The organism is Synechococcus sp. BA-120 BA3 (genome assembly GCF_034931285.1).
Taxonomy (GTDB): domain Bacteria; phylum Cyanobacteriota; class Cyanobacteriia; order PCC-6307; family Cyanobiaceae; genus Cyanobium.
Map to the genome: position 1 here is coordinate 1 of NZ_JAYGHZ010000035.1, position 12,075 is coordinate 12,075.

The 12,075-nt window shown below is 70.3% G+C and carries 11 protein-coding genes; 6 read left to right on the forward strand and 5 right to left on the reverse strand.

Annotated elements, in window-relative coordinates:
- Positions 1-3,355 (forward strand): transcription-repair coupling factor (gene mfd, locus VB737_RS03015; protein ID WP_500311017.1); only part of this gene is annotated, 3,355 nt, incomplete at its 5' end.
- Positions 3,352-4,557 (forward strand): glycosyltransferase family 2 protein, encoded by a 1,206-nt coding sequence (locus VB737_RS03020; protein WP_500311019.1) that lies wholly within the window; start codon positions 3,352-3,354, stop codon positions 4,555-4,557. The genes mfd and VB737_RS03020, both read left to right, overlap by 4 nt.
- Here the strand turns inward: VB737_RS03020 and VB737_RS03025 are convergent.
- Complete coding sequence (locus tag VB737_RS03025; RefSeq protein ID WP_500311021.1) at positions 4,517-5,566, reverse strand: polysaccharide deacetylase family protein; 1,050 nt, start codon at positions 5,564-5,566, stop codon at positions 4,517-4,519. The two genes, VB737_RS03020 and VB737_RS03025, sit on opposite strands and share 41 nt — an antisense overlap.
- A 170-nt stretch (positions 5,567-5,736) precedes the next feature.
- Between VB737_RS03025 and VB737_RS03030 the strand changes: the two genes are divergently transcribed.
- On the forward strand, positions 5,737-5,904 hold the full coding sequence (locus tag VB737_RS03030) for a hypothetical protein (protein ID WP_190609555.1): 168 nt from the start codon (positions 5,737-5,739) through the stop codon (positions 5,902-5,904).
- Between the two features lie 10 nt (positions 5,905-5,914).
- Here the strand turns inward: VB737_RS03030 and VB737_RS03035 are convergent, their stop codons facing one another.
- The 4 genes from VB737_RS03035 to VB737_RS03050 all read right to left on the reverse strand — a co-directional run bounded on the left by VB737_RS03035 (position 5,915) and on the right by VB737_RS03050 (position 9,488).
- Entirely contained in the window at positions 5,915-6,169 is a 255-nt protein-coding gene (locus VB737_RS03035) for a DUF6737 family protein (protein WP_500311023.1), read from the reverse strand.
- Positions 6,156-7,487 carry a S41 family peptidase gene (locus tag VB737_RS03040; protein WP_500311025.1) on the reverse strand — a complete coding sequence of 444 codons (1,332 nt, stop codon included), beginning with the start codon at positions 7,485-7,487 and terminating at the stop codon, positions 6,156-6,158. The genes VB737_RS03035 and VB737_RS03040 overlap by 14 nt, the downstream gene beginning before the upstream one ends.
- A 69-nt stretch (positions 7,488-7,556) precedes the next feature.
- Positions 7,557-8,810 carry a (E)-4-hydroxy-3-methylbut-2-enyl-diphosphate synthase gene (gene ispG / locus VB737_RS03045; RefSeq protein ID WP_500311027.1) on the reverse strand — a complete coding sequence of 418 codons (1,254 nt, stop codon included), beginning with the start codon at positions 8,808-8,810 and terminating at the stop codon, positions 7,557-7,559.
- Positions 8,811-8,840: 30 nt separating this feature from the next.
- On the reverse strand, positions 8,841-9,488 hold the full coding sequence (locus VB737_RS03050) for a uracil-DNA glycosylase (RefSeq protein WP_500311029.1): 648 nt from the start codon (positions 9,486-9,488) through the stop codon (positions 8,841-8,843).
- Positions 9,489-9,571: 83 nt separating this feature from the next.
- Between VB737_RS03050 and VB737_RS03055 the strand changes: the two genes are divergently transcribed.
- The 3 genes from VB737_RS03055 to VB737_RS03065 all read left to right on the forward strand — a co-directional run.
- Positions 9,572-10,750, forward strand: a complete 1,179-nt coding sequence (locus VB737_RS03055) for a pyridoxal phosphate-dependent aminotransferase (protein ID WP_500311031.1) — start codon at positions 9,572-9,574, stop codon at positions 10,748-10,750.
- A gap of 11 nt (positions 10,751-10,761) precedes the next feature.
- Positions 10,762-11,433: a GDSL-type esterase/lipase family protein gene (locus VB737_RS03060; protein WP_500311033.1), complete on the forward strand. Its 672-nt coding sequence runs from the start codon at positions 10,762-10,764 to the stop codon at positions 11,431-11,433.
- A gap of 119 nt (positions 11,434-11,552) precedes the next feature.
- The coding region (locus VB737_RS03065; protein ID WP_500311035.1) for a sigma factor at positions 11,553-12,075 on the forward strand (523 nt) is incomplete at its 3' end.

Consider the following 12,075-nt stretch of genomic DNA (forward strand, 5'->3'; position numbering starts at 1 on the left):
GCTCTACCCCACCAGCGAGGGTTCCCCCTACGAGCCCTTCGACCCCACCAGCGAGATCACCTGGGGCCAGCTGCAGGTGCTGGCTGAACTGATCGGCGACGGCGACGGCGACGTGACGGCGGGCGCCGTTGGCGGCCGTTTCGCCGTGGTGGCCACCGAGCGGGCCCTGCAGCCCCACCTGCCGCCGCCGCCCCAGCTGGCGGCCCGCTGCCTCACCCTGCGCCGGGGCGACCGGCTGGATCTGGAGCAGCTGGCCCACACCCTGGCCGGCCTGGGCTACGAGCGGGTGCCGACGATCGAGCAGGAGGGCACCTGGAGCCGGCGGGGCGACATCGTCGATCTGTTTCCGGTCAGCGCCGAGCTGCCGGTGCGGCTGGAGCTCTTCGGTGAAGACCTCGAAAAGCTGCGGGAGTTCGATCCCGCCACCCAGCGCTCCCTCGATGTGATCGAGCGGGTACGCCTCACCCCCACCAGCTACGCGCCCCTGATCGCCGAGGCCCTGCGGGAGCGGATGCCGGAGGGGCTGGAGCGGCTGCTGGAGCCCGCCGCCCTCGACCAGCTGCTGGAGGGGGGCACGCCGGAGGGGATGCGGCGGCTGATGGGCCTGGCCTGGGAAACACCGGCCTCCCTGCTCGACTACCTGCCCGCCTGCACGCTGGTGGCGATCGATGAGCGGCGCCAGTGCCTGGCCCACGGCCATCAGTGGTACGACCATGCCGCCGAGCACCACGGCGAGGTGGTCAGGGCCGCCGGCGGCGAGCCGCCCCTGCCCCTGCCGGGGGTGCTGCACCGGCCGATCGCGGCGGCCCTGGCGGAGGCGGAGGCCTTCACTGGTTTCGACCTGGCGGAGCTGCACGAGAGCGACCGCCACCCGAACGACCTTGACCTCTCCAGCCGGCCGCTGCCGGCCCATCCCAACCAGTTCGGCCGCCTGGCGGAGCAGATCAAGGGGCACCTGCGCGAGAAGGCCCGGCTCTGGATTGTTTCGGCCCAGCCGTCGCGGGCCGTGGCCCTGCTGGAGGAGCACGACTGCGTCACCCGTTTCGTGCCCAACGCCCGCGACTTCCCGGCCATCGAGCGGCTGGTGGAGCAGGCCACCCCGGTGGCGCTCAAGCTGCGCGGCACGGCCGAACTGGAGGGGTTCCAGCTGCCGGCCTGGAAGCTGGTGCTGTTCACCGACCGGGAGATCTTCGGCCAGCACAGCCTGGCGAGCGGCGGCTACGTGCGCCGGCGCCGCAAGGCGGCCAGCCGCACGGTGGATCCCAACAAGATGCTCCCCGGCGACTTCGTGGTGCACCGCAACCACGGCATCGGCCGCTTCCTGAAGCTGGAGAAGCTGGCCATCGGCGGCGAGGCCCGCGACTACCTGGTGGTGCAGTACGCCGACGGGCTGCTGCGGGTCGCCGCCGACCAGCTGGGCAGCCTCGGCCGCTACCGGGCCAGCAGCGACAGCCCGCCGGAGCTCAACCGCATGGGCGGCACGGCCTGGACCAAGGCCAAGGAGCGGGCCCGCAAGGCGGTGGCCAAGGTGGCGATGGACCTGGTGAAGCTCTACGCCGAGCGCCACAAGGCGCCGGGCTTCGCCTTCCCCGCCGACGGCCCCTGGCAGGGCGAACTGGAGGATTCCTTCCCCTACGACCCCACCCCCGACCAGCTCAAGGCGATCGTCGAGGTGAAGCGCGACATGGAGCGCGACCAGCCGATGGACCGGCTGGTGTGCGGCGATGTGGGCTTCGGCAAGACGGAGGTGGCGATCCGGGCCATCTTCAAGGCGGTCACCGCCGGCAAGCAGTGCGCCCTGCTCGCCCCCACCACCGTGCTGGCCCAGCAGCACTGGCGCACCCTCAGCGAGCGCTTCGCCCCCTACCCGCTCAAGGTGGCCCTGCTCAACCGCTTCCGCACTGCCGCCGAGCGCAAGACGATCCTCGAGAGCCTGGCCAGCGGCGCCACCGACGTGGTGGTGGGCACCCACCAGCTGCTGGGCAAGGGCACCACCTTCCGCGAGCTGGGCCTGCTGGTGGTGGATGAGGAGCAGCGCTTCGGTGTGAACCAGAAGGAGAAAATCAAGGCGCTGCGCAAGGACGTGGACGTGCTCACGCTGAGCGCCACACCGATTCCGCGCACCCTCTACATGAGCCTCTCGGGGGTGCGGGAGATGAGCCTGATCACCACGCCGCCGCCGCTGCGGCGCCCGATCAAGACCCACCTGGCCAGCCTCGATGAGGAGGCGGTGCGCAGTGCCATCCGGCAGGAGCTCGACCGCGGTGGCCAGGTGTTCTACGTGGTGCCGCGGGTGGAGGGCATCGAGGAGGTGGCCGGCCAGCTGCGGGCGATGCTGCCGGGGCTGCGGTTGCAGGTGGCCCACGGCCAGATGCCGGAGGGGGAGCTGGAGAGCGCCATGGTGGCCTTCAACGCCGGCGAGGCCGACGTGATGCTCTGCACCACGATCATCGAGAGCGGCCTTGATATCCCCCGGGTGAACACGATCCTGGTGGAGGACGCCCACAGGTTCGGCCTGGCCCAGCTGTACCAGCTGCGGGGCCGGGTGGGCCGCAGCGGCATCCAGGCCCACGCCTGGCTCTTCTATCCCGGCGATGCCTCCCTCAGTGATGCCGCCCGCCAGCGGCTGCGGGCGATCCAGGAGTTCGCCCAGCTGGGTTCCGGCTACCAGCTGGCCATGCGCGACATGGAGATCCGTGGGGTGGGCAACCTGCTGGGGGTGGAGCAGAGCGGCCAGATGGAGGCGATCGGCTTCGACCTCTACATGGAGATGCTGCAGGACTGCCTGGCCGAGATCCAGGGCCAGGACATTCCGGCGGTGGACGAGACCCAGATCGACCTGCCGGTGACGGCCTTCATCCCGGCCGACTGGATCACCGAGGCCGACGAGAAGATGGCGGCGTATCGCGCTGCCGCCGAGTGCGGCGGCAAGGCGGCCCTGGTGGAGCTGGCCGCCGGCTGGGCCGATCGCTACGGCCCGATTCCGGCGCCGGTGCAGAGCCTGCTGCAGCTGATGGAACTGAAGCTGCTGGCGCGGCGCTGCGGCTTCTCGCGCATCAAGCCGGAGAAGCCCAACATCGCCCTGGAGACGCCGATGGAGGAACCCGCCTTCCGCCGCCTGCGCCAGGCCCTGCCCCAGCACCTGCACGGCCGGCTGGTGTATCAGGGCGGCGCCGGCAGCACCGCCAAGGTGCTGGCCCGGGGCCTGGGGGCCCTGTCCCCCGCCCAGCAGGTGGAGCAGCTGATGGCCTGGCTCACCGCCATGGCCGGCCAGATCCCCGAGGCTGATGGGCGCACGCCGGAGCAGCGGGCCGAGGAGCAGGCGGCGACCAACGCGGCTGTGCTGGTGGTGTGAGCGGCCCCGTCGCCACCGCGGCCGACATCGCCGTCATCATCCCCCTGTTCAACGGGGCGGCCTGGATCCGCCAGACGCTGCTGTCGGTGCTGGCCCAGACCCTGCCGGCCCGGGAGATCATCGTCGTCGACGACGGCTCCAGCGACGACTCGATCGCCATCGTCCGCTCCTTTCCCCAGGTGGCCCTGCACCGCCATCCCGGCAAGGGCACCCACCAGACCCGGCAGTTCGGCTTCGCGCACAGCACGGCGGCCTGCGTCACCTTTCTGGACCAGGACGACCTCTGGCATCCCCGCCACCTCGAGCTGCTCAGCACGCTGCTGCGCGACGATCCGACGGCCAGCGCGGCGGTGTCCCGCACCCTCACCTACGAAGACGAGCGGCGGCTGCGCTTTCCGCCCCCGGTCCTGGGCCCGGAACGGTTCGACCCCTGGGACACCTTCCCTTTCCACCGGATCGACACCCCGTCCTTTGTGCTGATCCGGCGTTCCGCCCTGGAGGCCATCGGGGGCTGGCCGGCCCGGAACGCCTGGAGCAGCGATGTGCAGGCCTGGTTCCAGCTGGCCTCCATCGCCCCGATGCTGCGCAATGCCAGCGCCACCGCCGCCTATCGCGTGCAGCACCGGGAGGCGACCAGCACCCGCTGGCGCCTGGAGCGGGCCCATGAGTACTTCCTCAACATCCGCACCAGCTGCGAGGCCCTCGCCCGCGAGCGGGGCCTGAGCCATCCGGCTGAAGCGGAGCAGCGCCTGGAGCAGTGCCGCATCCTCGGGCCCATGGCGCAGGTGATCGAGGCGCTGGACCGCTTCGACGCGGTGCTGATGCGAGCCGCCCTGACACAACTGGAGGCGGAGCTCTCCCGACCCGCGTTGCCTCATCTGGAGACGCCGGGATCGGGCGGTCTCACCGACCGCGTCCTCGGCACCCTGGAGTGGTATCTGCGCCCGACCCTCACCGCGGGCGACGGCCGGCAGCGGCGACGGCTGCTGCGGACCCTGCACCGGGGCCAGCCCGCCACCCTCCGCCACCTGGGCCGGCTGGTGCCCTTTCACCCGGACAACCGCTACCCGACGTCTGTTCTGACGGGCTACCTGCTGGCGGACCCCTGGCAGCCGTGTGCCTGGTGGCAGCTCCTGCGCCAGCGCGGGGTTCCGATTGCCTTCAACTGGTTGCGGCGGCTGGGGCGTTCTCCGGAGCGCTGACGGGAGCAGCTCCCCGCAGGATCGCCATGGCTTCGGCGGGGGTGCAGAACGCGAACCTGGAGCGCTCGGGGTGGTCCATCAGGGCCTGGAGGCAGCGCTCGATTCTCGGCAGCGACTCGGCTTCGACGGGGGCGTTGGAGTGAATGGCGAAAGCCAGATAGGGATGGCGCTGCTGGGCGATCGCCCGGTCGAGCATCACGCTGAAGTCGTTCGGCGGGGTCCAGTCCCGCCATAGCGACAGGGGCGTGTCCTGCAGCCGGTGCCGGAAGCCGTTGTGGCGCAGGCGCCGCCATCGCTGCTTCAGGCTCCTCGGGCCCCAGCCGTAGCGGAGGTGGGCGGAGGTGAGGGGCAGGAGCGTGATGTCACGCTCGCCTGACCTGGCCCTGCGGCGAAAGTCGCTGCGGGAGGGGGCATAGGGCTCGCGGGGCACGCGGTAGTAGTCGGGCAGATCACCCGAATGGGGCGGTTTGCGTGAGTCCAGGGCATTCGGCGGCAGGCCGGGCTCGATGGTGAGATCGAAGCGGAATCCAAGGGCTTCGGCCCGATTGATCGCCTCCGTTCCGCTCCAGTAATTGCCGAATCGCAGGGAACGGCATGGCGTCCCGACGCTGGCTCGGTAGGCCTCCACGGCGGTGTCCAGACATTCGGCCACCCAGTCGTGGTGTCCATGGTCATCGAGCCAGTCGCCAGACTCCTCGCTCCAGCGATAGGTGTGGACGTGGGCGCCCAGCTCATCGCCGGCGTCGATGGCTTCCTGGAACAACGCCGGGTAGTGCTGGACGGCCCAGGCGGCATGGCCATGGGCCAGGGCTACCTGGGGATCCATGCGGATGAACCAGCTCACGTGCACGGCGACGCCCGTGAGCTGCTGCAGGGCCGATCGCCACTCCCGGATGTAGGCATGGGTGAGCTCGTAGCCCCTCCATGGCTCGGGGTTCTGACGCGAAACGAAGAACGCATCCGGTTCCACATCGATGCAGAGCAGGACGGGGATCTTCGACGTCAGCACCGATCGGAACGGACCACGGACAACAGCGTTCGGTCCTGCCTGAACGGAGATTACGGCCAACCGGATCGGTCTGCCCGTGGGCGTTCCATAGGGCGGCCCTTTCCCGGACAGAGGGGCCCAGCCGATGAGAAGATCCGTTAAGCTTGCGTCATCTTTCGTTACCTGGCGACATGGGTGAGCTGATCGAGGTCGCGGGCGCCACCCAGAATCCCCTGATGCTGCCGGCCTTCCTGGGGGTGCTTGGCCTCGGTTTCTTCGCCCTGCTCCAGTCCTCTGCCGGCAACAACGATGACGACGACTCCTCCCCCGGCGGCGGGCTGATGCAGCCCGTGGCCTGATCGCGGCGTCTCAGCCTTCGCTGCCGCCGGCCTGTTCCTGTCTCCATGCGGCCGGCATCAGCACCAGAAACAGCAGCCACCAGGCGGCGATCACCAACGAGACGCCGCCCGTGAGCCACCAAAGGTGCAGCAGCAGCCAGCTCCCCCCGATCAGCGCCATCCCGGTGAGCAGGATGCTCCACGGCTGACACCACCAGGGCTTGAGGTCCCAGACTGAGCCGGGCAGGTTGCCCGGCCGCTGGTCGCCCGGTTCAGGGCTTGGCAAGGGCCGCCGGCAGGTTGGCACTGCCGGGCTGGAAGGCCTTGTCCAGGGTGGCGCTCGCCTGCAATTTCTTGCGCAGGGTGGATTCGGCCACCCGGTACTGGCTGTCCCGGTTGGTGCCGATGTCCTCCAGCCTGAGGCGCTGCACCTCCTGCTCTGTCATCTTCACCGGCACGTCCGGGTTGATGCCGTGCTTGTGGATGTCCCGGTTGCGGGGCGTCAGGTACTTGGCGATGGTTACCGTCATGCCGGAGCCATCGGAGAGCCCGCGCACGGACTGCACCAGACCCTTGCCGAAGGTCTTCTGGCCCACCAGCACGGCACGGTTGTTGTCCTGCAGGGCGCCGGAGAGGATCTCGCTGGCGCTCGCCGACCCCTCGTTGACCAGCACCACCATGGGTTTGGTGGTCAGGGCCTGGCCGGTGGCCCGCTTGACGTCCTGGATGCCGTCGCGGGTCTTGGTGGAGACGATGATGCCTTCGTTGATCCACTGGCGGGCGATCTCGACGCTCGCCACCAGCAGGCCGCCGGGGTTGCTGCGCAGGTCGAGCACGTAGCCCTGCACCCCCTGGGCCTCCAGGTCCCGCACGGCCGCCCGCATGTCCTTGGTGGCGGTGGCGCTGAACTGCTTGAGCCGGATGTAGCCGATCTTCGTCCCATCGGGCGTGGTGTTCACCTGGTGGTTGACGGCATGGATCTCGATCAGCTCCCGGGTCAGGGGGGTGTCGAGGTTCTGGCCCTTGCGGCGCAGCACCAGGGTCACCGTGGTGCCAGCCTTGCCGCGGATCAGCTTCACCGCGTCCTCGGTGCTCATCCCCTTGGTGCTCTTGCCGTCGATCGAGACGATCACGTCCTTGGGCTGCACCCCGGCCCGCGAGGCCGGTGAACCCTCGATCGGCGAGATGACGACCAGCTCCTTGGTCTCCTTGTCGACGCTCAGCTGGATGCCCACCCCTGAGAGCTCCCCGGAGGTGTCGATCTGCATCTCCTTGAACTCCCGCGGGTCCAGAAAGCGGGTGTAGGGATCGTCGAGGGTGCCGAGCATGCCGCGGATGCCCTCGTAGGCATCCTTCGGGGTGCTGTAGCTCTTGGAGAGCACGCTCCTGCGCAGCTTGCGCCACTGCTCAGGGGTGTACTTGCCGGTGGTGTCCAGGTAGTCGCGGAAGACGATCTGCCACGCCTGGTCCATCACCTCCTTGGGGCTGTCGCTGATCGATACGGTTCCGGTGGGGGTCAGCACCATCTCCCTGGCCATGACCGCCGTGGCGGCACAGGCACCGAGACCAACCAGCACCACGACGGTGGCGCGAGCTCTGCCCATGGTGGGGATCCTCAAGGAGTCTGAAACGTTCTTCCAACGTAGCGCCGATGCCAGGGGAGGGCTCCCCGGTCAGGGGTCGACCCAGCGACCGTCCTCCTTGATCAGGGCGATCAGCGCCTCCACCCCTTCGGCCTCGGGAACCCGGCGGATCTCTTCGCGCCCCCGGTAGAGGGAAATCGTGCCGGGGGTCTTGCCCACGTAGCCGTAGTCGGCATCGGCCATCTCGCCAGGGCCGTTGACGATGCAGCCCATCACGGCGATGTCGAGGCCGGTGAGGTGGGCGGTGGCGTTGCGCACCGTGTGCAGCACCTCCTCCAGGTTGAACAGGGTGCGGCCGCAGCTGGGGCAGGCCACATACTCCACCATCGTCTTGCGCAGGCCCATGGCCTGCAGGATCGAATAGCAGACAGGGATCTCCTTCTCCGGCGCTTCGGTGAGCGACACCCGGATCGTGTCGCCGAGGCCCTCGGCCAGCAGGGTGGCGATGCCGGCGGTGCTCTTGATGCGGCCGTAGTCGCCGTCGCCCGCCTCGGTGACCCCCAGGTGCAGGGGGTAGTGGAAGCCCTCGGCGTCCATGCGGAAGGCCATCATCCGGTAGGCCGCCAGCATCACCGGCGCCCGCGAGGCCTTCATCGAGACGACGATGTTGTGGAAGTCGAGGCGATCGCAGATGTGGATGAACTCCATGGCGCTTTCCACCATCCCCAGGGGGGTGTCGCCGTAGGTGAACAGCATCCGCTCCGCCAGGGAGCCGTGGTTCACCCCGATCCGCAGCCCCTTGTCCTGTTCCTTGAGCAGGCTCACCAGCGGTTCGAGGGTGTCCTGGATGCGCTCGCCGATCGCCGCCACCTCCTCGGGGGTGAACGCGGTGCGGTTGGGATCGGGCTTGTCGAACACGTAGAGGCCCGGATTGATCCGCACCTTGTCGACGTGCTGGGCCACCTCCAGGGCGATCTTCATGCCGTTGTGGTGCACGTCCGCCACCAGCGGCACCGGCCGGTAGGTGTCCTCCAGCCGCTGGCGGATCTCCTTCACCGCCTTGGCGTGGGCCAGGCTCGGCACCGTCAGCCGCACGATCTCGCAGCCCGCCTCGTGCAGCCGGCGGATGCCGGCGGTGGCCCCCTCGATGTCGAGGGTGTCCTCATTGATCATCGACTGCACCACCACGGGGTGCTCGCTGCCCACCCACACGTCGCCGACCCGCACGCTGCGCGTCCGGCGGCGGCGGATCACCGTGTCGAAGCGGGGGTCACTGGCCCAGTCGGCCGGGAGGGGGGAGGTCCCCGGGGCGGTGGTGGAGGGTGTGGCCAGGGTGCCGGTCATCTCGGGTGGGCCGGTGGTGGCCAAAGCCTGTCACAAAGAGGGTGTCGGCGGTCGGTCCTGATCCAGACGACGCCGCACCTCCTGCAGGTCCTGCCAGGTGAGCCACTTGGGCGAGTTCTTCTCCCGCGAGGGATTGCGCAGCAGGTAGGAGGGATGGAACACGGGCATCACCCAGCGGCCCTGCCAGGGATGCCAGCGGCCCCGCAACCGGGAGATCCCTCCCTTGATGCCCAGCACCCCCTCCAGGGCGGTGGCACCGGCCAGCAGCACCACAGACGGATCGACGGCGGCGATCTGGGCGGCCAGCCAGGGGGCGCAGGCGGCGATCTCCTGGGGCGTCGGCCGGCGGTTATCCGGCGGACGGCACTTCACCACGTTGCAGACGTAGGCGTCGCGCTCGCTGTCCAGCCCGACGCTGGCGAGCATCTGGTCGAGCAGCTGGCCGGCCCGGCCCACGAACGGCCGGCCGCTGGCGTCCTCCTGGGCGCCTGGGCCCTCGCCGATCACCATCAGCCGGGCCGCTGGATCGCCGCGGCTCACCACCACCGTCTGACGGCCCTCCGCCAGGCCGCAGCGACGGCATTCCCGGCACTCCCGCTCCAGCGCCGCCAGGTCGGGTGTCCCCGCCTTGGCGGGGTCCTCACCCAGAAGCGACGGTTGCAGGGGATTGCCGGCCATCGCCCCATTCTTCGCCATGGTCGCGGGCGTAGGGCAAGATGGCCGGATTGCCGAATCGCGCCCTCCAGACGGCGCGCGCTGCCATGCCGGCCCTGTTGCCGCTCTCCGCCCGGGCGCAGGCGTTGCAGCCATCGCTCACCCTCGCCATCACCGCCAAGGCCCGCGAGCTGCGCGCCGAGGGCAAGGACATCTGCAGCCTCAGCGCCGGCGAGCCCGACTTCGACACCCCCGCCTTCATCCGCCAGGCGGCTGCCGAAGCACTGGAGGCTGGCCATACCCGCTATGGGCCCGTGGCGGGCGAGCCCGAGCTGCGCCAGGCCATCGCCGACAAGCTGAGCCAGGAGAACGGCGTTCCCACCCGTCCCGACCAGGTGCTGGTCACCAACGGCGGCAAGCAGGCCCTCTACAACCTCTTCCAGGTCCTGCTCGACCCCGGCGACGAGGTGCTGCTGCCGGCCCCGTACTGGCTGAGCTATCCGGAGATGGCCCACCTGGCCGGTGCCAGCGTGCGCTGCCTCGCCACCGACGCCAGCGGTGGGTTCCGCTTCAGCCCCGAGCAGCTGGAGGCGGCGATCACCCCGGCCAGCCGGCTGCTGATCCTCAACAGCCCCTCCAATCCCACCGGCATGGTGCTCAGCCGCGCCGAGCTGGAGGGCATCGCCGCCGTGTTGCGCCGCCACCCTGCCGTGGTGGTGGTGTGCGATGAGATCTACGAGATGCTGCTTTCCCCCGGCCATGCGCACCACAGCCTGGCGGCGGTGGCGCCCGACATCGCCGAGCGGATCTTCATCGTCAACGGCTTCGCCAAGGGCTGGGCGATGACCGGCTGGCGCATCGGCTGGCTGGCGGGTGCCCGCCATGTGGTGGCCGCCGCCAGCGCCCTGCAGAGCCAGAGCACCAGCAATGTCTGCAGCTTCGCCCAGTTCGGCGCCCTGGCGGCCGTCAGCGGCTCCCGCGACTGCGTCCAGGCGATGGCGGCCGAATTCAGCCGTCGGCGCTCCCGGCTCAGCGACGGCCTGATGGCGATCAGCGGCCTCAAGCTGCTGCCCCCCGAGGGCGCGTTCTACGCCTTCCCCGACGTCAGCGCCTGGGGCCTGGATTCGATGACCCTCTGCGGCCGGCTGCTGGAGGAGGTGGGCCTGGCGGTGGTGCCCGGGGCCGCCTTCGGCGATGACCGCTGCATCCGCCTCTCCTGCGCGGCGTCCCCGGCCACGATCGACGACGGCCTGGAGCGGCTGCGCCGCTTCGGCGCCAGCCTCTGATCGCCGCTTCGGTGCAGGTGCCCAGGAAGCTGGTAGTGCTCGGCGACAGCGGTGTCTACGGCTGGGGCGACCCCGAGCAGGGAGGCTGGTGCGAGCGGCTGCGGCGCCACTGGATGGAGCTGCCCCATGGTCCGGTGCTCTACGGCCTCGGGGTGCGGGGGGATGGCCTGGAGCGGCTGGCGGCCCGAGCCGAGGCGGAGGTGGCCAGCCGGGGTGAACTGCGCCGCCAGCGGCCCCAGGGGATCCTGCTGTCGATCGGTCTCAACGACACGGCCCGCGTGGGCCGGCCCGACGGCCGCCACCAGTTGGCCCCCGACGCCTTCCTGTTCGGCCTGCGGCAGCTGCTGCCCCGGCTGACGGCCATCGCCCCGGTGTTCGTGCTGGGCCTCACCCCGGTGGATGAGGTCGTGATGCCCTTCGCCGAGATGCTCTGGTACGACCTGGCCACGGTGCGCCGCTACGAGGGCCTGCTGGAGGAGGCCTGCATGGAGGCCGACGTGCCCTTCCTACCGCTGCTCGATGGCCTGCTGGCCGACCCCCACTGGCTGCAGTGGTTGTGCAGCGACGGCCTGCACCTCAACAGCGACGGCCATGACCAGCTCCATCGGCGCCTGCGCTCCTGGAGGGCGCTGCTGGAGTGGGCCGGGCTGGACCCCCACAGCAGCGTGACGGCCGGCTTCTGAACCCCAGGCCCAGCAGCCATTTTCCCGCGGGTCGCTGCCCCTGGCATCACCCGATCGGATGAGCGGCGCTCCCTCCGCGGGATGAACCGCCGCCCGTGGCCGACGGCGACCCTGAAGGGATGGCCCCCGCTGGACCCACCGCCATGGATCGCCCCCCACCCCCGTCGCCCCCGCCTCCGGCACCGGTGATGCTGAGCACCCGCCGGGTGCCGGCGCCGGATCTCTGTCCGGGCTGTCGCGAGATCCCGGATGCGATCGTGGACCGCCGCATCCGCAACCGCCGCCGGCTCAAGGCGTTCGCTGAGGCCACCGATCCGGTCAGCCGGCTGCGCTGGCGCAACCTGGTGGTGGAGGACAACCTGCCGCTGGTGTTCAGCATCGCCGGGCGTCAGGGTGCCGACCCTGGGATGGCCTTCGAGGACCTCGCCCAGGTGGGCAGCCTCGGCCTGATCCGCGCCGTCGAGGCCTTCGACCCCGACCGCAACGTCAGCCTCAGCAGCTTCGCGGTGCCCTACATCCAGGGGGCGATGCGGCGCGAGCGGCGCGATCGCCAGCCCCTGGTGCGGCCGCCCCGGCCCCTGTGGGACCTGCACCAGCAGGCGCTCAGCCTGCAGGAGGCCCGCCGCCGCCAGGGGCTCGATC

What these genes read in the sequence shown, in the direction of transcription:
- VB737_RS03030 (WP_190609555.1), top strand. Translation starts at nt 5,737, where the DNA reads ATGGGTGAGCTGATCGAGGTCGCGGGCGCCACCCAGAATCCCCTGATG.
- VB737_RS03040 (WP_500311025.1), bottom strand. Translation starts at nt 7,487, where the DNA reads ATGGGCAGAGCTCGCGCCACCGTCGTGGTGCTGGTTGGTCTCGGTGCC.
- ispG (WP_500311027.1), bottom strand. Translation starts at nt 8,810, where the DNA reads ATGACCGGCACCCTGGCCACACCCTCCACCACCGCCCCGGGGACCTCC.
- VB737_RS03050 (WP_500311029.1), bottom strand. Translation starts at nt 9,488, where the DNA reads ATGGCCGGCAATCCCCTGCAACCGTCGCTTCTGGGTGAGGACCCCGCC.
- VB737_RS03055 (WP_500311031.1), top strand. Translation starts at nt 9,572, where the DNA reads ATGCCGGCCCTGTTGCCGCTCTCCGCCCGGGCGCAGGCGTTGCAGCCA.